Source organism: Collimonas sp. GW821-FHT07E08, assembly GCF_059418905.1.
In genome coordinates this window covers 200,886-220,818 of sequence record NZ_JBWKQR010000003.1, presented here as the reverse complement: position 1 = coordinate 220,818, position 19,933 = coordinate 200,886, and the positions used below count along the sequence as shown (strand labels likewise).

Here is a 19,933-nt window from a genome sequence, read left to right as displayed (position 1 = left end):
TTTGCTTCATCAATGTGCGTGCTCGGCGCTGCTCTTGCCGAGTTCCGATTTGAGGACGAAACTGCCTTCGGCCGCATAGCGTGCGCCCGCCTTCAGTCCCTTGACGATCTCCACGTGCTGGCTGTCGGCGCGGCCGGCGGTCACCGGCTGCACCATGAACCCGTCGGCGATGCGGACAAACACCACCTGCTTGTCGTCGACGCTCTGGATCGCCTGCGGCTGCACCGCCACCGCTACCTCGGCATCGCTGGAAACCACCTCGACATTGACAAACAGCCCCGGCCGCCAGGCCATGTCGGGATTGGCCAGGGTGACCCGCGCCTTGGCGGTGCGGGTCTGTTCGCCCAGCAGCGCGCCGACGTAGGAAATGCTGCCGCTCGCCGTCGACTCGAAGGCGGTGGCGCTGATCCTGGCCTTTTCGCCCAGCCGCACCAGGTTCAGGTCCTTGGCCGGCACGATGATCTCGGCCCACACGGTGGACAAGTCGGAGACCGTGAAAATGCTGGCGTCTGCCGCTACCGCCTCGCCCAGCGCAATGTGTTTCTCGGTCACCAGGCCATTGAACGGCGCCCGGATCTCATAGCGGTTCAAGGCGCCTGGACTGCCGGTCCCTGTGCCCAGCACATCGAGCTTCTGGCGCGCATTCTGCAAGGCGATTTCAGCCTCGTTCATGACTTGCCGTGCTTGCTGGTAATCCTGCTCGGCGGAGATCTTTTCTTGCCATAGCTTTTTTTCACGTTCATAGGTAGTGCGCGCAAACGTGAAGCGCTTCTGCGCCGCCAGCAATTCGCTGCGCTGTTCCGCCAGGCCGGTGCTGGCCACCACCGCCAGCAGCTGTCCCTTCTTGACCTGCTGCCCAAGACTCACCGCCACCTGCTCGACTACTCCCGCCAGGCGCGGCACTACGTGGGCTGTCTTGTCTTCATTGAAGCGGATCTCTCCCGGCAAGGTGATCGACGTCTTGACCTTGGCGGCGCCGGCGCTCTCCAGCTTGACGCCGGACGCGGCAACCTGGGCCTGGTCCAGCTCGACCTTGCCTTCTTCCTGGGCAAACCTGGCTTGCATGGCCTGCTTGCCGTATTGCAGCTGCAGCCTGGCCTCAAACACATGCGGTTCGGCTATCGGTACGGCGCTCCTGAGGAAATCCTTTTCCGGCGTGAAGCCGATTTCCTGGACTTCGCCATCCGGCCTGGTCAATACCAGCTCCAGCTTCGCCGCGTCGGGCGCCAACGGCTTGCCGTCATTGAACAGCCAGACCTGGAGCCGCGCTTCGCCCGCGGCCTCCATCATGCTTACCTCCAGCGCCAGCTTGTCCTCAGCATACAATTTCCCGCCATGCGGGCCGGCGCTTGCGGCCGCGCCTGCCGGGTGGTGTTCGCCGTCCGCATGCTGGCTGTCGTGGCCATGTTTCTCGGATGCCTTTTCTCCGTGGTGTTCGGCATCCGCGTGCGCAGCCGCCTCCCTGTGCGAGCTGTCATCCGGCTTGTCGCCGCCGTTGCTGCCGCCACCCAGGTATATGCCCGCGGCTGCCAGCACAATAATCGCCGCGACGCCGGCCGCGATAGCTTTGCTTTTGCTCAGATTGATGTTCATATTGGCTGCTTCATAAGCTGATTGATAGGCTGATTGATTTGCCGACTACAAGGGGCCGGTTGACGGAAAGGTTCCCAGCACGCGCTCGATTTCGGCGGCGGCGCGATGGATATCTGCAAGTGCGCGCAGGGCCTGCGACTTGGCCTGGAACAGCACGCGCTGCGCGTCCAGCACTTCCAGGAAACTGAATTTGCCGAGCTCAAAACCCTTGGTGGCGATGTCGTAGGTGTTCTGAGCGGCCGGCAGGATTTCATCCTGCAGCGCCACCACTTGCTGCCGCCCCAGCTTCAGCCGTTCATAGGCGTCCGCCAGTTCGCCGTTGAGGCGCAGTTCAGCGCTTTTCTGTTCGTCGCGGGCCTTGTCGGTGCGGCGCAAGGCTTCCAGCAGGTTGCCTTGGTTGCGGTCAAACACGGGAATCGGCATCGACAAGCCGATGATCATTTGGTTGCGGCCGATCTCCTCGGCCCGCTTGCTGCCGATGCTGACGGTAACATCGGGAATCCGGCGGCGGCGCTCCAGCTCGGCCATGGCCTGGCGGCGCTCCACTTCCAGCCGCGCCCTGGCATAAGCAGGCGAATCCCGCAGGCGCGCCTGCAATGTTTCGATGGCAGGAAGCGCCGGCAGATCGTTGATTTCGCCGTCGACGGCGGCAAAAGCGGGGCTGCTGTCGCCCCAGGTAGCGGCCAGGCGCCGGCGCGCGATATTCAAGGCGCTGCCGGCCTGCTGCAGTTCGACCTGGACGCCGGCTTCGGCAACCCGCGCCTTGGTCTCTTCGATCGGCGCCACCTTGCCGGCGCTCACCCGCTTCGCGGTGAGGGCGGTGGCTCGTTGCGCCAGCTGCAGGGAGCTTTGCAGCAGCTGCAGGTTCTCCTGCGCTTCCAGCACGGCAAAGTAAGCAGCGACTACCGCCGCCTGTATGTCGGCGCGTTTGGCCAGCAGGTCCGCCTTGGCGGCATCCCGGCCTTTCTCCGCGGCGGCAATCCGCGCACCGCGTTTGCCGCCCAGCTCCAGCGCCTGGTTCAATTGTATGGTGGTGGTCCGGGTCACCTTGCGCGTGTCCTCCAGCAAGGTCGACAGCTCCGGATTGGGCCTGGCGCCGGCTTGCAGCACGGAAGCATCTACGGCGGCGACTTCCAGCACCGCCGCTGCCAGTTCCGGATTGCTCTTGAATGCCTGCGCCAGCGCCTGTTCCAGCGTCAGCCGGCTGCCGGCATCGCTGCTCTTGAGCGGCGGCAGCCTGTAATCGATGACCGGCGGTGCGGCCGCCGGTTTTGCTTCCTGCGCCAACGAAGGCTGGCAAGCCAATGCCGCCAGACCGAGCGGCAAGAAAAGCTTATACATACCCTACTCCCCAAAAACAGCTATGCCGGCCTGCAGGGCAAACGGCTCGCCAGGCCCGCGCCATGAAATCCGCGGCATGGCTCAATTGCCGGCGTAGGCTGGATCGACCTTCTGGTGCGATTCATCTGCCACCGGTTCCGACGGCGCCGCCGTGCCGCCTTTGCTGCCGCCCGCCGGCGTTTTCGGATAATGGGCATCCGCCACCGACATCTGGCCGGCGGCGCGCGCCTGCTCCAGTTCGCGCACCACTTCCGCGCGGGTTTTTCCCGCGGCTGGCGGCGCAGGCTGGGCCATCACGCCGCCGGCCGCAGCCAGCAGGACAACTACGACGGACATTTTTTTGATCTTCATCTGCTTCTCCATTTCGTCTGGAAACACTCCAACGGCCAGCCGGCGATATCGGCGCGGCCACTGCGTCGGAGCGATGGGTAATTACGGTTTAGATTGACGCCCAGGTTCAGGCGCCGGAATAAATCGATTTTTTCGGGCCGTCTTGCTTGTGGTCATGCGAGCCGGACTTGTTCTTGCCGGCGGCCGCGTTGCCCGTTTCCTTTGCGGTTTCGGCGTTGGCCGGAGCCGCCTGCTTGTCGGCGGCAGGCGCCTGCGCCAATGCGGCGCCGCTGGCGGCCATCAAAGTCAGTACGGCGAATATTTGTTTAGCGTTCATTTCAATCTCCAGAAAATTAAGAAAGAGTTCAACGGCACAGTCCCCGCCTGCGAAGATGCATCGAATCGTTTGCCGGGGCCGTATCGTTAAAGCCAAGTGTAGGAAGGGGACGGAAACCGGAAGGTGACGGCTGGATTACGCTTTTGTAATCCACCGCTGCCGGGTTCTGTAAGATAATCGGCGGTAGGCAGCAACAACACACGCAAGCGGAAGGGCGATATATGCGCATCCTGTTGGTGGAAGACGAACCCAAGGCAGGCGAATACCTGCGCAAAGGATTGAGCGAATCCGGCTATGTGGTGGACTGGGTGCGCACCGGCGCCGACGGCCTGCACTGCGCCACCACGGAAGACTACGACCTGATCGTGCTCGACGTCATGCTGCCCGGCATGGACGGCTGGCTGGTGATCAGCGAACTGCGCAAGACCCATTCGACGCCGGTGCTGTTCCTGACCGCGCGCGACGAAGTCGACGACCGCATCAAGGGCCTGGAACTGGGCGCGGACGACTACCTGGTCAAGCCCTTCGCATTTGCCGAACTGGTGGCGCGGATCCGCACCCTGTTGCGGCGCGGCCCGATCCGCGAATCGGACCTGCTGCATATCGCCGACATGGAAATCGATGTGATGAAACGGCGCGTCACGCGCAACGGCGAACGGATAGACCTGACCACCAAAGAGTTTTCCCTGCTGCACCTGATGGCCAAGCGCCAGTCCGAAGTATTGTCGCGCTCGCTGATTGCGTCGCAGGTGTGGGACATGAATTTCGACAGCGACACCAACGTCGTCGATGTCGCCATCCGGCGCCTGCGCATCAAGATCGACGAACCCTATGCGCCGCCGCTGATCCATACCGTGCGCGGCATGGGTTACGTGCTGGAGGACCGGACTTGAAACTGCGGGCGCCGCGCTCGCTGACCGTACGCCTGGCGCTATTGTTTGCGCTGGCAACCCTGCTCACGTTCACCCTGGTCGGCGGCTACCTGTATTTTTCGCTGGCGCGCCAGCTGGAACAGCACGACGACCAGGAGCTGATGGGAAAAATCACGCTGATGCGGCACCTGGCTGCCAAGGCCAGGTCGGTCCAGGCGATTCGCGACGACCCGCATTCCTTCATGGACGCCACGCTGGGCCACGACGACCTGCTGTTGATATTGCGCAGCGCCGACGGCGCGCCGCTGCTGGACACGCGGCCCGAGGCCGGCAGCTTGCCGCCGCTGCCGATGACTGCAGTCGGCCAGGCGCCGGATGCAAAATCCAGGCAGAACCTGCGCACCTCGGCCGGTTTGCCGGTACGGGCCACGGCGCTCTGGGCCAGCATCGACAGCACCGGGGAAAAAATGCAGATCATCGTCGCCCATAACACCAGCGACAGCATCGAGATGCTGGCCGGCTATCGCAAGCAGATACTCGGCGCGGCCCTGTCGGGAGCAATCCTGGCGGCGCTGCTGGGTTATGCGCTGGTGCGGCGCGGCTTGCGCCCGGCCCGCCTGATCGCGCAGCAGGCGCACTCCATCACCGCGCAACGCCTGGACCGCGGCCTGGACGTAGCCAGCGCGCCGTATGAATTGCAGCAGCTGGTGGCGGCGTTCAACGGCATGCTGGATCGCCTGCACGACAGCTTCCAGCGCCTGTCGCAGTTTTCCGCCGACCTCGCGCACGACTTGCGCACGCCGATCAATAACCTGATGGTGCAAACCCAGGTCGCGCTGGCGCAGGCGCGTTTGCCGGAAGAATACCAGGGGCTGCTGGTGTCCAACGTGGAAGAATATGAGCGGCTGGCGCGCATGCTCGACAACATGCTGTTCCTGGCGCGCGCCGACCATGCGCACGTGGCGCTGGCCTTCGAGCAGCTCGACTGCCGCCTGGAGCTGCAGCGCATCGCTGACTATTTTGAAGGAGTGGCGGAGGACAGCGGCGTACGCCTGAGCATCGCCGCATCCGGCCAGGTACGGGCCGACGCCATGCTGTTGCGGCGCGCGATCAGCAACCTGGTCGCGAATGCGATCCGCTATACCGAAGCAGGCCAGACGATCCTGCTGGAAGCTGCGCAGGTGGAACGGGCAACCGTGGTCACGGTCAGCAATCCGGGTCCGCAGATCGCGGATTCGGCCATCCCGAGACTGTTTGACCGCTTCTACCGGGCCGATCCGGCGCGCAGCGACTCAGCCTCATCGGCCGGCCTCGGGCTGGCTATCGTACAGTCGATCATGAAACTGCATGGCGGCCGGGTTGAACTGAACCGCAGCGCGGACCAGGCCACCGTATTCACGCTGCTTTTCCCGGATGGCAAATGAAAAAAAACCACGCAACGATGATTGCGTGGTTTTTTGTCCGCAAGCGGATAAGCCTTATTTGCGCAGCACCAGGGTGGTCGGCAAGCTGTGCAGGTAAGCAGCGATATCTTGCACTTCCTGGTGCGACAGGGCCTTGGCCTGGCCGCCCATGATCGCATTGCTGCGGCCGTTCGGGCCGTCGCTGCCGCGCTGGTAGGCGATCAAGGCATGCTGCAGGTAATCCTGCGGCTGGCCGGCCAGCTTCGGATAGCTGGGATCGATCGGGGTATGGAAATCGGCGCCGTGGCAGGACGCGCAGGCATATTTTTTCGTAGCCGCTTCACCCGCCGCGATGTTCCCGGCGGCATGGGCTTGCATGAATGCGGTGGAAAGCAGGAACGCCACGCCAGCAAAAATCTTTTTCATTATGTGGGTCCCTTATTTTTGCTGCGAGTAATAAGCTGCGATGTCCGCCATGTCCTGCTCGGACAGGCTGGCCGCGATGCCGCGCATGGTTGGCATCTTGCGTTCGCCTTTTTTGTAGGCTGCCAGTGCATTCTCGATATATTTTGCCGACTGGCCGCCAAGCATGGGCACTTGATAGACTTCCGGGAAGGTAGCTTTATAGCCGGGAATACCGTGGCAGCCGATACACATCGATACCTTGTTTTCAGCTGCCTTAGCGTTGCCTACCACGTCCGCGGCTGCGGCCAGGTTGGCAAGACTCGCGAGCGCGAGAAGTGCAATTAGTTTTTTCATATTAGCTGGGTAATTTGTAGCGAAACCGGTTTAAGGAACCATGGAAAACCTGTTGCGAGCCCAGGCTGCGTGTCTCCCGCCGCCCCTGCGCCGTTTATTACGGCTCACTTCAGCCCACTTCAGTTTTCCTGGTGCCTTTTACTGCGAACTTGCCGCGAATATTGCCTCAAATACTGCAGGAAATACAGCACAGGCCATAGATATAGTCTCTATGCCTTGCTGCATATGCTGCGGCATTTATTGCCAAGGTAGCCCTGCCCGACGCCGACTGCCGTCGCCACCCTACACCAAAACCGGCTAATTTTACCCCAAGAAACAAGCACAGTCCACGCCCGCCAATGCCAAAATCGCAGCATTTGCGGGACCGGGACAATCATTTTTCGTCGCATTGGCCGGCTTTTGCCGGCGCCGGCCGCCTCATCCATGACGGCTGCCGGGCTGGCGGTGCCGCGGAGGCGACGCCTCCGACGGCGACACGGGCCCGGCGGGATCGCTGTCGACGATGCCAGCCGTGGCTGCATCGGCCAGCGCTCCTGCGCCGGCTGGAGCCGCCGGCCGCTCGGGAAACAGGAAGGAGCGCGGCGAGGCGCTGAACCGGCGCAATACCGCCCGGAACACCAGCCGCCGGATGCGCGCCGGCACGTCGCGCGCGCGCAAGGCCAGGGTCAGCGCGCAGGCAAACGAGACGCCCACATTCAACACGCCGATGCTGGCGATGCCGGCAAGCGCCAGCCAGAATTGCGGCGTTGCCAGCGCTTCCCAGCCCAGGCTGCTGGCGGCCGCGGTCAGCGTGCCGGTGGCCAGCGTCACATGGCGCACATCCAGCGGCAGGCCGAAGAACTGGGCCAGCACCGGCGTCATCCCCAGCAGCAGGCCGAGCAAAACGTTGCCGGCAATCTGCGCCACGTTGCGGTCCAGCCAGGCAGCCCAGCGCTCGGCCCGCATCGCCCCCAGCACGAATACCAGGCGCCGCTGATGGGTCAGCGCTTCGCGCAGGCGGCGCAGCGCAAACCAGTTGTCGGCAAAACCCGAGGCCAGGCTCGACAGCCACAGCAAGATCCCGGTGAAAGCGGCAAACAAGGGAGTCGGCCCGATCACCGACAGGCTGTGCAAACTGGCGCTGGCGTGCTCGGCAGTCATCATCGGCGCGTCGGTAGCCAGCAGGATGGCGCCGGAAATCAGCAGCATCACCGGCACCACGCCCATCAGGTTGCCGAACACCGCGGCAGCTTGCGAACGCAAGAGCAAGGCGATTTCGCTCAGCAGCGCGCGCAAGCCCTCTACGGTATCCAGCTGTCCCATCTTGGAGGCCAGCACCGGCGCCGTGACTGCCGGCTGCTTGGTCGCCAGCACACCGCCGACGGCGGAAATCGCCATGAAGCTGACAGCATAATTCAGGGACGCAAACAGGCCCTCGAAGAAACGCGCCGCGCCGACCGCCGACACTAGGGATTTGCCCAGCACGGTAAACGCCGTGATGACGCCGCCGCGTCCGGCCGCCTTCAGCATGGCGCGGTATTCCTTGCTGTCGCGGGCGATGTAGTGCTCGCCGTGGTCGGCGTTGCGCTCGACCATCTTGCGCGCCAGCAGGGAGAAGCTGCGCTGTATCAGCCCGCGCACCGAAGAACGCTGGTGATGGGCGGCGATCAGGTCTCCCAGCAGAGCCTGGACCTGCCCTGCTCCCGGCTCGGTATCGTGGCCGAAAATCGCGGAGCGCAGGTCAGTCAGCAGCGCCATCCGCGTCAGCTGGGCGCGCATGCGTTCAACCCGGTAGACCAGGCTGACCGACACCCCGTGCTCGTCCAGGTGGGCGTAGATCCTGTCGGTCTGCGCCTGGCAGACAGCGATCAGCATGCGCACGCTGCGCAGGGCGGCTTCATCCCGCGGGCTGACATACAGGTAGGTTTCCAGCTCGCGCCGCAACACCATGAACGGAGTTGCCTGCAAGGGCATCTTCGGGTCCAGCTTCTGGCGGAAGGCTTTGCTGATGCCGTCGGCCAGCACTGTCGCCGCCAGGTAGATCAGGGCCTCGTCGATCTGCTGCTGGTAACTGTGGGCGATGCCGTCGTCGGCGATCAGTTTCCAGATTTGCGCCACGCTTTGCCTGTCCAGCGCCAGCAGCCAGTCGGCATCTTCCGGGGTTGGAAACAAGGCGGTAAACAAAGCGGACAGGTCGGCCTCGAACGGCGGTTTCGGCAGCACCAGCTTCACCGCGTGTTCGGTCAGCTCGCCGAAGAACGCCGGTTCATGCGGCAAGCCTGTGGCGCAAAACAGTTCGGGCCCGGCTGCCTCGCGCAAGGTTTTCTGCAGCGTGGCTTGCACCACCCGCCGCACGTCGCGGTTGCTGTCCAGCCATTCCAGCAAGAAATGCAGGCGCTGCTGCTTGGCCCGCAGCCTGGCGTCTTCGTCGAGCATGGAGACTTTGGGGACGTGGCGCAGCCACTGGACGATATCGATGATCCAGTTGGCGCGTTCCTGCCAGGAATAAAACGGATTGGCGCGGCGCATCAAGGCGTCGGCTTGGGTGGCGTAGTGCCGGCTATCAGCCTCCAGGTGCCGCTCGCCGTGTCGAAACCGGCGCCACATCACCCGCAGGCGGAGAAACAGAATTTTCATTGGCTATTCTTATAACAGTGAGGATATGCACGCCTCGTAAGGACAATGCGTTTTTGAGCCCGGGCCAGCCAATTGGCCATCTCGTTTATACTCGGCCTTGTTTACTTCCTTGATGCTTCCTCATCACTAACGACATGCGACCCGAGACACGTTTTGAAAGTTCCCCCAGCTACGTCGCCACCGACGACTTGAAACTGGCAGTCAATGCAGCCCTGACGCTGCAGAGGCCGCTGCTGATCAAGGGCGAACCAGGCACCGGCAAAACCATGCTGGCGGAGGAAGTGGCCGCCGCCCTCGACATGCCCTTGCTGCAATGGCATATCAAGTCGACCACAAAAGCCCAGCAAGGTTTGTACGAATACGACGCCGTATCGCGCCTGCGCGATTCGCAGCTGGGAGACGCCAGGGTCAAGGACATCCACAACTACATTGTCAAAGGTGTCCTGTGGCAAGCGTTTAACGCGGATGAACAGGTGGTGTTGCTGATCGATGAGATCGACAAAGCCGACATTGAGTTCCCCAACGACTTGCTGCGCGAGCTGGACCGCATGGAATTTTACGTTTATGAAACACGTGAAATGGTGCGCGCCAGGCATCGGCCGCTGGTCATCATCACCTCGAACAATGAAAAGGAATTGCCGGACGCTTTCCTGCGCCGCTGTTTCTTCCATTACATCAAGTTTCCGGACAAGGCGACCATGCAGGACATCGTCAATGTGCACTTCCCCAACCTGAAGAAAGACCTGCTGGCGCAAGCGCTGGAAACTTTCTACCAGGTGCGCGACGTCGCCGGCCTGAAAAAGAAACCCTCGACCTCGGAACTGCTGGACTGGCTCAAGCTGCTGCTGGCCGAAGACATCCCGCCGGAAGCCTTGCACAGCAGCGATGCCAAGGCCGTAGTGCCGCCGCTGCACGGCGCCCTGCTGAAAAACGAGCAAGATGTGCATCTGTTTGAACGCCTGGTGTTCATGGCCAGGAAAAACCGGTAAATCCCGTGCTGATCGATTTTTTCTTCACCTTGAAAGACGCCAGGATCCCGGTGTCGATCAAGGAATTCCTGCTCCTGCTGGAAGCGCTGCAGCGCAAGGTCATTTCGCCTACGCTGGATAATTTTTATTACCTGGCGCGCACCACGCTGGTCAAGGACGAAGCCCACTTCGACAAGTTCGACCAGGCTTTCGGCCGCTATTTCAAGGGCATCCAGACCGTCTTCGAGAAAAATGCCGAAATCCCGCTGGAATGGCTGATCCAGCGCATGAAACGCGAATTGTCGCCGGAGCAGCAGGCGCAGCTGGAGAAATTCGGCTACGACAAGCTGATGGGCCGCCTGCAGGAATTGCTGGAGGAACAGAAAGAACGGCACGAAGGCGGCAGCAAGTGGATAGGCACCGGCGGCACTTCGCCGTTCGGCCACGGCGGCAGCAATCCTGAAGGCATCCGCATCGGCGGCAGCGGCGGCAACCGCACCGCGGTCAAGGTATGGGATGCGCGCGCTTACCGCGACTATGACGACGAACGCGAACTGGGCACGCGCAATATCAAGGTCGCCCTGCGCCGGCTGCGCAAGTTCGCGCGCGAAGGCATAGCCGAAGAGCTGGCGCTGGACGACACCATACGCGCCACCGCCAACAATGCCGGCTACCTCGACATCAAGATGCGGCCGGAGCGCAAGAACAACATCAAGGTGCTGATGCTGCTCGACGTCGGCGGCACCATGGACGACCACATCGCCCGCACCGAAGAACTGTTCTCCGCCGCCAAGACCGAGTTCAAGAACATGGAATTCTTCTATTTCCACAATTGCGTCTACGACTACATGTGGAAAAACAACCAGCGGCGCCATGCGGAACGTTTCCCGACCTGGGAAATCCTGCGCAAGTACACGCCGGACACCAAGCTGATCTTCGTCGGCGACGCCACCATGAGCCCTTATGAAATCCTGCAGCCGGGCGGTTCGGTGGAATACAACAATGAAGAGGCCGGCGCCGAATGGCTGCAGCGTTTCACCAAGGCTTTCCCGAAGTTCATCTGGCTCAATCCTGAACCCGAGGGCCTGTGGCAATACCGGCAGTCGGTGGAAGTGATACGGCAGCTGATGAGCAACCGCATGTTTCCGGTGACCATGGACGGCCTGGAACGCGGCATGCGCCTGCTAAGCAAGTAGCACGGACTCTAGCGCCGCAGCGACAGGAATTTCCCCAGCGCCAGCAATATCTGCGGCTGGCCCAGGTGCCGGTCCAGGAAACCGTCGCACTCCACTTGCCGCGCCCGCACGTGGTCGTAGGCAAAATTCTGGTCGATCAGGAAAATCACCGCTACCCTGGTGTCGCGATACTGCTGCTTGATGGCGGTGCACACTGCATAGGGATCGAACCGTCCCAGCTGCGGATTGATCAGCACCACCGAGATATCCTGGTGCTGGTAGACCTCGGCCGCGGCCTCCGGGGTGCCGGCCCACTCTACCGGCACCACATGGTGCGCCATGGTAATTGCCAGGTCGTCGCGAAACGTCGACTGGTCATCGATCACCAGGATGCGGTCGCTCTGCGGCGGCTTGCTGCGCATGCGCTCATATTCGAGCGGATCGGTCAGGTCCAGGTCCAGGCGTTCGCGCCGGCGGCGTTCGGCCACATTGCCGGCCAGCGCCACGTCGGCCGGGTTCTGCTTGGCCAGCATGATCTGGCGCCGTTCCATCAAGGTATCCAGGGCATCGAACAGCTTCAGCCAGCGAATCGGCCGTTCGACCGCGGCAAACGGCAATTCGACGTGGGGAGCGCCGACCAGCAACACCGGCCGCAGGTTGTTCGGCTCCATGTCAGCCAGGGTAGCCAGGGCTTTCAGGTCGTCGGCGTTGACCAGGTACAGGTCCGGCTCCTGCAGGCTGTCGGCGGGCAAACGGCAATACTGTTTCCGGCGGTTTTGCTCGACTGAAAAAGTGGCGTCGAAAATATTGATTTCCCGCGTGGAAAACCCGATGAAACGGATGGCGAATGATGCATCATGATTTTTCATTTTTTATATATCCCTGCTGCGCGAACGCTGGCGAAACCATCATAACAGCGGCCCTGCTCAACTTACACCCTGATTGGCTCACTGTGCAAAACAACAACATTCGATTGCTGGCGGCCAACAAAATCGCATCTGCATCCCGGCCGCCTCCCCCGGATATTTGATTTCCCACGGCTTCCGCGCAGTTTTCAGTATGTTGCTTGCGCAAGCGAACGGCTTTTTCATTAGAATGCGCAGGGATAATAACGAGTAATCTCCGCCCCCATTGAGAATTAGTTGCAAATTAACAATAATTTACATTTACCTTACACCACTGAATGGCAACCAAAAAATCACCGCAATCTGACTATAGCGAATCATCGATCCGTGTACTGAAAGGCCTGGAGCCGGTCAAGCAACGCCCTGGCATGTACACCCGCACCGAAAATCCGCTGCACATCATTCAGGAAGTGATTGACAACGCCTCGGACGAAGCGCTCGGCGGTTTCTGCAAGAATATCCTGGTCACCCTGAATGCCGACGGCAGCATCAGCGTCGAGGACGACGGCCGCGGCATCCCGGTCGGCATGCACCCGGAAGAAAAAGTCCCGACGGTAGAAATCGTCTTCACCCGCCTGCACGCCGGCGGCAAGTTCGACAAAGGCAGCGGCGGCGCCTATTCTTTCTCCGGCGGCTTGCACGGCGTCGGCGTATCGGTCACCAACGCCCTCTCTTCGCGGCTGGAAATCACCGTATGGCGCGAAGGCGGCGTGCACCACATGGTGTTTGCCGACGGCGACGTGGTTGAAAAACTCAAGTCGCGTCCGCTCGGCCGCGAAGACAATAAAAAGACCGGCACCCGCGTCACCGCCTGGCCGAATCCGAAATATTTCGACTCGCCGGCCATCTCGCAGCCGGAGCTGCAGCGCCTGCTGCGTTCCAAGGCGGTGCTGCTGCCCGGCGTCAAGGTCACGCTGCTCAACGCCAAGACCGGCGACAGCCAGACCTGGCAATACGACCAGGGCTTGCGCGGCTACCTGATGGAATCGCTGGCGCAGTCGTCGAACGCCGAGCCGCTGATCCCGCTGTTTGAAGGCGAGCAATACGCCAATGCCGACGCTGAAGGATTTGCCGAAGGCGAAGGCGCGGCCTGGGTCGTGGCCTGGACCGAAGACGGCGCCATCGTGCGCGAATCGTATGTGAACCTGATTCCGACCTCGGCCGGCGGCACCCATGAATCCGGCCTGCGCGAAGGCTTGTTCGGCGCCGTCAAGAGTTTCGTCGAAATGCATTCGCTGCTGCCCAAGGGCGTCAAGCTGCTGCCGGAAGACGTGTTTGCGCGCGTCTCCTTCGTCTTGTCGGCCAAGGTGCTGGATCCCCAGTTCCAGGGCCAGATCAAGGAACGCCTGAATTCGCGCGATGCGGTGCGGCTGGTCTCCACCTATACCCGGCCGGCGCTGGAACTGTGGCTGAACCAGCACGTCGAGTACGGCAAGAAACTGGCCGACCTGGTGATCAAGCAAGCCCAGAACCGCTTGCGTTCGGCGCAAAAAGTCGAGAAGAAAAAATCTTCCGGGGTAGCCGTCCTGCCGGGCAAGCTGACCGATTGCGAGTCCACCGATATCAGCCGCAATGAATTGTTCCTGGTCGAGGGCGATTCCGCCGGCGGTTCCGCCAAAATGGGCCGCGACAAGGAATTCCAGGCGATCCTGCCGCTGCGCGGCAAAGTGCTGAACTCCTGGGAAACCGAGCGCGACCGCCTGTTCGCCAACAATGAAATCCACGACATTGCGGTCGCCATCGGCGTCGATCCGCACAGCAAGACAGACACCATCGATTTCAGCGGCCTGCGTTACGGCAAGATCTGCATCCTGTCCGATGCCGATGTCGACGGTTCGCACATCCAGGTCCTGTTGCTGACGCTGTTTTTCCGCCACTTCCCGCAGCTGATCGATCGCGGCAACATCTGCATCGCGCGGCCGCCGCTGTACCGGGTCGACGCTCCGGCGCGCGGCAAGAAGCCGGCGCAGAAAATCTACGCGCTGGACGACGGCGAGCTGGAAGCCATCGAAGACAAGCTGCGCAAGGATGGCGTCAAGGACAGCGCCTGGGCTATCTCGCGCTTCAAGGGCCTGGGTGAAATGAATGCCGAACAGCTGTGGGAAACCACGATGAACCCGGATACCCGCAGGCTGCTGCCGGTTTCGCTCGGCAACTTCGACATCGAAGCGTCGGAAAACCGCTTCAACATGCTGATGGGCAAAGGCGAAGCCGCGGCGCGCCGGGCCTGGATCGAAGAACACGGCAATGAAGCGGAGGCCGACATCTGAATCCGGCGCCATGGACGATGGCGATATGACAACGTTTTCACCGTCGGCCATGCATGGCGGCGAAACGTATTATCATGGGCAGAGTTTCCAGGCTCCTGCCGCCTTGGTCCGGTTTGCCGGACGGCCGCCAGGCAGCCGAACTTCCCCGTTGTCCGCCGCAGCAATAGCGCAGCCGCCCTGCTGCCCAGGGCTTTACCGCAGCTCACCGCCGAGCTTGCAAAGGATAGTGTTTTTAATGAAATTCCGTAACAGACCAAGCTTGGCCTCCGACAGCAGATGAACCAGCTTCGCCGTCACCTGGGCCAACTCCTCACCGCCACTCTGCTGACGTTTGCACTGCTGACTACTGCCGGCAGCGCACGCGCGGATATTTTCGGCTATATCGACGCCGATGGCATGGGGCATTTCTCGACTGAAAAACTTGATAACCGTTATCAGCTTTTCATGCGCGGCGACGGCTTTTTCGATTCATCGCAACTGGCGGCAGGCGGCGCCAAGCCGCTCAATCCCAAGCTGCGCGACAGCCCGCTGTTCCGCTACCTGTCGCAACATCCGAACCTGAAAAAATACGAACCGCTGGTGAACCAGGCAGCGCAGGAATTCGCGCTGGAGCCGGCGCTGCTGAAGGCGGTGATGGCAGCCGAGTCCGGCTTCAACCCGGGCGCGGTATCGCCCAAAGGCGCGATCGGCCTGATGCAGATCATGCCCGCCACCGCCGAGCGTTACGGCCTGACCGGCGACAGCAAGAAACCGGTCGAGAAAAAACTGACCGACCCGCGCACCAACATCCGCCTGGGCGCGCGCTACCTGCGCGACTTGCTGAAGCTCTACCCGGCACAGCAGGAGCTGGTGATTGCTTCCTACAATGCCGGTGAAGGCGCGGTGCAGAAATACAATAACAAAGTGCCGCCGTATGCCGAAACGCGCAATTACGTGCAGCTGGTGCGGCAGTTCTACCAGCTGTACCAGCCTGCCTTCGCGCAATCCGCCGGCAGCAATGACGCCGGTCCCAAATCCGGCTTGAACCGTATCCGCCTGGTGATTCCAGGCCGCAGCAACATGCCGGCCGCCATGACGCCGGACGCTGCTCCAATTCCGCCGGCTGCGGCAATACCCGCAACGGCAACGCCTCTTATCGAATAATTTCCCGACTCCTCATGACCGACCAAAACGATCTGTTTGCTACGCCAGATGCACCAACCCCGGACGCTGAATCCTTAACCCTCGCTACTTTCGCTGAACGCGCCTACCTCGACTACGCCATTTCGGTCGTCAAGGGCCGCGCCCTGCCCGACGTTTCCGACGGCCAGAAGCCGGTGCAGCGCCGCATCCTGTATGCGATGAGCGAGCTGGGCCTGAACGCCGCCGCCAAACCGCGCAAATCGGCGCTGGTGGTCGGCGATGTGCTGGGCAAGCTGCATCCGCACGGCGACCAGTCGGTGTACGACGCCCTGGTGCGCATGACCCAGGATTTCTCGCTGCGCTATCCGCTGGTCGACGGCCAGGGCAACTTCGGTTCGCGCGACGGCGACGGCGCCGCGGCGATGCGTTACACCGAAGCGCGCCTGACGCCGATCGCTCGCCTGCTGCTGGAAGAAATCGGCATGGGCACGGTCGATTTCCAGCCCAACTACGATGGCTCCACCGAAGAACCGAAACTGCTGCCGGCGCGCCTGCCGTTTGTCTTGCTGAACGGCGCCTCGGGCATTGCGGTCGGCCTGGCCACCGAAATCCCGTCGCACAACCTGCAGGAAGTGGCCAAGGCCGCGGTAGCCCTGATCCGCAATCCCGGCCTGAGCCATGCCGAGCTGATGCAGATCATTCCCGGCCCGGATTTCCCGGGCGGCGGCCAGATCATCACCTCGGCCAGCGCGATCTCGGAAATGTACGAAAGCGGCCGCGGCAGCCTGAAGGTGCGCGCCACCTGGAAAATCGAGGACCTGGCGCGCGGCCAATGGCAGGCGGTGGTCACCGAATTGCCGCCGGGCGCCTCGTCGCAAAAGATCCTGGAAGAAATCGAAGAGCTGACCAATCCGAAAATCAAGCTCGGCAAGAAAACCCTGACGCCGGAACAGCTGGCGCTCAAGGTCTCGATCCTGTCGGTGCTCGATACGGTGCGCGACGAATCAGGACGCGATGCGCCGGTGCGCCTGGTGTTCGAGCCGAAATCGAAAAACCTGGACCAGACCGAATTCACCAACATGCTGCTGGCCCACACTTCGCTGGAAAGCAGCGCCTCGATCAACCTGGTGATGATCGGCGGCGACGGCCGTCCGCGCCAGAAGGGCCTGGGCATGATCTTGCGCGAGTGGATCACCTTCCGCTTCGCCACCATTACCCGCCGTTCGCAGTTCAAGCTGCAGAAAATCGAAGACCGCATCCACATCCTGGAAGGCCGCGAAGCGATCCTGCTGAATATCGACAAGGTGATCAAGATCATCCGCGAATCGGATGAACCGAAACCGGCGCTGATCGAGGCATTCAAGCTGTCCGACCGCCAGGCCGAGGATATCCTTGAGATCCGCCTGCGCCAGCTGGCGCGCCTGGAAACCATCAAGATCCAGCAGGAACTGGCCGAGCTGCGCAATGAAAAAGCCACGCTGCAAGACCTGCTCGACAACCCGGCCTCGATGAAGCGCCTGGTGATCAAGGAAATCGAAGCCGACCAGAAGCAATTCGGCGACGCCCGCCGCACGCTGATCGAAGCGGCGGAAAAAGCGGTGGTGGAAACCCGCATCGTGGACGAGCCCGTAACCGTCATCATTTCGCAAAAGGGCTGGGTGCGCGCACGCACCGGCCATGGCCATGACGCCGGCCAGTTCGGCTTCAAGGCCGGCGACGCCCTGTACGGCGCATTCGAGTGCCGCACCGTCGACAACCTGCTGACCTTCGGCTCCAACGGCCGCATCTACTCGGTATCGGTAGCCACCTTGCCGAACGCGCGCGGCGACGGCGTGCCTATCACGACCCTGATCGACCTGGCTAACGGCAGCAGCGTCATGCACTATTTCGCCGGCCCATCCGACATGGTGCTGCTGCTGGCCAGCTCCGGCGGCTACGGCTTCACCGCCAAGATCGGCGACATGCTGAGCCGGGTCAAGGCCGGCAAGTCCTATGTCACGCTGGATGAAGGCGACCTGCCGTTGCCGCCGCAGGCGCTGAGCGCCAATGTCAGCGCCATCGCCTGCCTGTCGGAAAAGGGCCGCCTGCTGGTGTTCGGCCTGGACGAATGCAAGTCGCTCAGCAACGGCGGCCGCGGCGTGATCCTGATGGAGCTGGAGAACAACGAGAAACTGCTGGCGGCGCAACCGATCAGCCAGCGCGGCGTGCTGGTGTCCGGCATCGGCCGCGGCGGCAAGGCGCAGCAGGTGGCCTTGTCGGCGTCGGGACTGGCGCCGCATATCGGCAAGCGGGCGCGCAAGGGAAAGATGCTGGAATCGAAGCTGAAACCGGCGACGCTGACAGCGCAGCCCTGAAAATGAAAAAGCCGGCTTCAAGCCGGCTTTTTCTTGTCCTGCGTGCCCGGCTCCGTTGGCAAGCCTACGGCGCTGGCGCAGCCATCAGATCTTGGAAGCGATCAGTTTGCCCAGGCGCTCGATGCCTTCGCGTATCTTGGCCGGCGGCACGGTCACGAAGCTCAGGCGCAAGGTATGCTGTTCCGGCGTATTGCCGTAGAACGGTCCGCCCGGCACAAACGCCACGTGCTGCTCCACCGCTTCCGCCAGCAGCTTGACGCTGTCGATATGCTTGGGCAAGGTGACCCAGATGAACATGCCGCCTTCCGGCTTGGTCCAGCTGGTGCCGCTTGGGAAATAGGTCTTGAGCGCATCCAGCATGGCGTCGCACTGGTCCGAATACAGCTTGCGGATGGTCGGGATGTGCTGGTCGAGGAAACCGTCCTTGATGGTTTCGTACACCACCATCTGCGTCAGCTGCGCGGTGTGCAGGTCGGTCGCCTGCTTGGCCTGCTCCAGCTTTTCGATCAGCGGCCGCGGCGCGACCACGTAGCCCAGGCGTATCCCCGGCGTCAGGATCTTGGAGAAGGAACCCATGTAGACCACGCCGCCCGGATTCATGCTCAGCATCTTCGGCAGCGGTTCGGCGCGATAGCTGAGGGCGCCGTACGGATCGTCCTCGATCAGCGGCAAGCCGAGCCGCGCACAGATATCCACCAGCGCGTGGCGGCGTTCCACCGACAAGGTGCGGCCGGTGGGGTTCTGGAAATTCGGCAGCGCGTACAGCATGCGCGCGCCCTGCCCGAGGGTCGCCACGGTTTCCGGGATCAGGCCGCCCTCGTCGCTGGGCACCGAAACAAACTCAGGGCCGTACAGGGAAAACGCCTGCAAGGCGCCCAGGTAGCTAGGCGTTTCAACCAGCACCTTGCTGTCTTCATCGATCAGCACCTTGCCCAGCAAATCCAGCCCCTGCTGCGAACCGGAAGTCATCATGACCTGGTTCGCCATGATCTTGGCGCCGTTGGTCGACAGGGAGTTGGCGACCCATTCGCGCAGCGGGCCATAACCGTCGGTCGGACCGTATTGCAAGGCGACCTTGCCTTGCTCCGACAATATCTTGTCGAACGCTACCTTCAGCTGCTCGACCGGGAAAGTCGCAGGCGAAGGCAGGCCGCCGGCAAAGGAAATGATTTCCGGGCGCATGGTGATCTTCAGGATTTCACGGATGGCCGAACTTTGCAGTTTCTGCGCGCGCTGCGAAAAACGCCATTGCAGCGGGGTTGGATTTTCGATTTTCATACTGTTCTCTTCAAGTGATCTATTTTAAGAGGCTGCCGTCAAGCGCCCGGCCGGGGTCGGACGCGGATTGCAGCAGCCTGCGGTTCTTATGATCTGCCGTCTCCTGGGCTGGCAGCGGATGGCGCTGCCAGGATTACGCCGCGGACTACGCTATTTCAGCAATCATTTCAATTTCCACGCAAGCGCCCAACGGCAGCTGTGCTACGCCAAATGCGGAACGGGCATGCTTGCCCTGCTCGCCGAATACTTCGCCGATCAATTCGGAAGCGCCGTTGGTGACCAGGTGCTGTTCCGTGAAATCAGGCGTCGAATTGACCAGGCTCATCAGCTTGACGACGCGCTTGACGCGCTTCAGGTCGCCGCCGCAAGCTGCCTGCAAGGTGGCGATCAGGTCAACGGCGATGCCGCGCGCGGCCAGCTTGGCTTCGTCGGTCGTGATGTCCTTGCCCAGTTGGCCGACCCAGATCTTGCCGTCTTTCTTGGACAAGTGACCGGACAGGTAAACCGTGTTGCCGCTTTGGGCGTACATCACATAGGCGGCGGCAGGCGCGGCTACCGCAGGCAACGTGATATTCAGGGCTTGCAACTTTTCATATACAGACATCTGACA

Annotated in this window: 17 protein-coding genes; 7 read left to right on the top strand and 10 right to left on the bottom strand. The window is 62.0% G+C overall.

Annotation, left to right across the window (positions count from 1 at the left end; all coding sequences use genetic code 11):
• Positions 1-9: 9 nt before the first annotated feature.
• The 4 genes from AC07RZ_RS05505 to AC07RZ_RS05490 form a co-directional block, all read right to left on the bottom strand.
• Positions 10-1,593 carry an efflux RND transporter periplasmic adaptor subunit gene (locus AC07RZ_RS05505; protein WP_494667208.1) on the bottom strand — a complete coding sequence of 528 codons (1,584 nt, stop codon included), beginning with the start codon at positions 1,591-1,593 and terminating at the stop codon, positions 10-12.
• A gap of 45 nt (positions 1,594-1,638) precedes the next feature.
• The gene (locus AC07RZ_RS05500) at positions 1,639-2,934 is read right to left on the bottom strand and encodes a TolC family protein (RefSeq protein ID WP_494667207.1); all 1,296 of its coding nucleotides are present in this window, start codon (positions 2,932-2,934) and stop codon (positions 1,639-1,641) included.
• Positions 2,935-3,015: 81 nt separating this feature from the next.
• Complete coding sequence (locus AC07RZ_RS05495; protein WP_494667206.1) at positions 3,016-3,285, bottom strand: DUF4148 domain-containing protein; 270 nt, start codon at positions 3,283-3,285, stop codon at positions 3,016-3,018.
• A gap of 106 nt (positions 3,286-3,391) precedes the next feature.
• Positions 3,392-3,601: a hypothetical protein gene (locus AC07RZ_RS05490; protein WP_494667205.1), complete on the bottom strand. Its 210-nt coding sequence runs from the start codon at positions 3,599-3,601 to the stop codon at positions 3,392-3,394.
• A 221-nt stretch (positions 3,602-3,822) separates the two neighbouring features.
• Here AC07RZ_RS05490 and AC07RZ_RS05485 point away from each other — a divergent pair, with 221 nt between their 5' ends.
• Entirely contained in the window at positions 3,823-4,494 is a 672-nt protein-coding gene (locus AC07RZ_RS05485; RefSeq protein WP_144736896.1) for a heavy metal response regulator transcription factor, read from the top strand.
• Entirely contained in the window at positions 4,491-5,897 is a 1,407-nt protein-coding gene (locus AC07RZ_RS05480; protein WP_494667204.1) for a heavy metal sensor histidine kinase, read from the top strand. Before AC07RZ_RS05485 ends, AC07RZ_RS05480 begins: the two co-directional genes overlap by 4 nt.
• Positions 5,898-5,951: 54 nt before the next feature.
• Here AC07RZ_RS05480 and AC07RZ_RS05475 read toward each other — a convergent pair whose 3' ends face one another.
• The 3 genes from AC07RZ_RS05475 to AC07RZ_RS05465 all read right to left on the bottom strand — a co-directional run bounded on the left by AC07RZ_RS05475 (position 5,952) and on the right by AC07RZ_RS05465 (position 9,251).
• Positions 5,952-6,302, bottom strand: coding sequence for a c-type cytochrome (locus AC07RZ_RS05475; RefSeq protein ID WP_144736900.1), 351 nt, complete (start codon positions 6,300-6,302; stop codon positions 5,952-5,954).
• 12 nt (positions 6,303-6,314) lie between these two features.
• Positions 6,315-6,635, bottom strand: coding sequence for a c-type cytochrome (locus AC07RZ_RS05470; RefSeq protein WP_092394216.1), 321 nt, complete (start codon positions 6,633-6,635; stop codon positions 6,315-6,317).
• A 417-nt stretch (positions 6,636-7,052) separates the two neighbouring features.
• On the bottom strand, positions 7,053-9,251 hold the full coding sequence (locus AC07RZ_RS05465) for a site-specific recombinase (protein ID WP_494667203.1): 2,199 nt from the start codon (positions 9,249-9,251) through the stop codon (positions 7,053-7,055).
• A gap of 134 nt (positions 9,252-9,385) precedes the next feature.
• Between AC07RZ_RS05465 and AC07RZ_RS05460 the strand changes: the two genes are divergently transcribed.
• Positions 9,386-10,240: an AAA family ATPase gene (locus tag AC07RZ_RS05460; RefSeq protein ID WP_092394222.1), complete on the top strand. Its 855-nt coding sequence runs from the start codon at positions 9,386-9,388 to the stop codon at positions 10,238-10,240.
• A gap of 5 nt (positions 10,241-10,245) precedes the next feature.
• A complete protein-coding gene (locus tag AC07RZ_RS05455) occupies positions 10,246-11,415 on the top strand; it encodes a vWA domain-containing protein (protein WP_494667202.1) in 1,170 nt (389 codons plus the stop codon).
• An 8-nt stretch (positions 11,416-11,423) separates the two neighbouring features.
• Here AC07RZ_RS05455 and AC07RZ_RS05450 read toward each other — a convergent pair whose 3' ends face one another.
• Positions 11,424-12,263, bottom strand: a complete 840-nt coding sequence (locus tag AC07RZ_RS05450) for a response regulator (RefSeq protein WP_494667201.1) — start codon at positions 12,261-12,263, stop codon at positions 11,424-11,426.
• Between the two features lie 314 nt (positions 12,264-12,577).
• Here AC07RZ_RS05450 and AC07RZ_RS05445 point away from each other — a divergent pair, with 314 nt between their 5' ends.
• The 3 genes from AC07RZ_RS05445 to parC all read left to right on the top strand — a co-directional run bounded on the left by AC07RZ_RS05445 (position 12,578) and on the right by parC (position 18,045).
• Complete coding sequence (locus AC07RZ_RS05445; RefSeq protein ID WP_494667200.1) at positions 12,578-14,569, top strand: DNA topoisomerase IV subunit B; 1,992 nt, start codon at positions 12,578-12,580, stop codon at positions 14,567-14,569.
• 276 nt (positions 14,570-14,845) lie between these two features.
• A complete protein-coding gene (locus AC07RZ_RS05440; protein WP_144736910.1) occupies positions 14,846-15,712 on the top strand; it encodes a lytic transglycosylase domain-containing protein in 867 nt (288 codons plus the stop codon).
• Positions 15,713-15,726: 14 nt separating this feature from the next.
• A complete protein-coding gene (gene parC, locus AC07RZ_RS05435; RefSeq protein WP_494667199.1) occupies positions 15,727-18,045 on the top strand; it encodes a DNA topoisomerase IV subunit A in 2,319 nt (772 codons plus the stop codon).
• 84 nt (positions 18,046-18,129) lie between these two features.
• On the opposite strand, the gene AC07RZ_RS05430 is transcribed toward parC, so the two are convergent.
• Positions 18,130-19,323: an aminotransferase-like domain-containing protein gene (locus AC07RZ_RS05430; RefSeq protein WP_494667198.1), complete on the bottom strand. Its 1,194-nt coding sequence runs from the start codon at positions 19,321-19,323 to the stop codon at positions 18,130-18,132.
• 145 nt (positions 19,324-19,468) lie between these two features.
• Entirely contained in the window at positions 19,469-19,927 is a 459-nt protein-coding gene (locus AC07RZ_RS05425) for a RidA family protein (RefSeq protein WP_092394353.1), read from the bottom strand.
• Positions 19,928-19,933 lie beyond the last annotated feature (6 nt).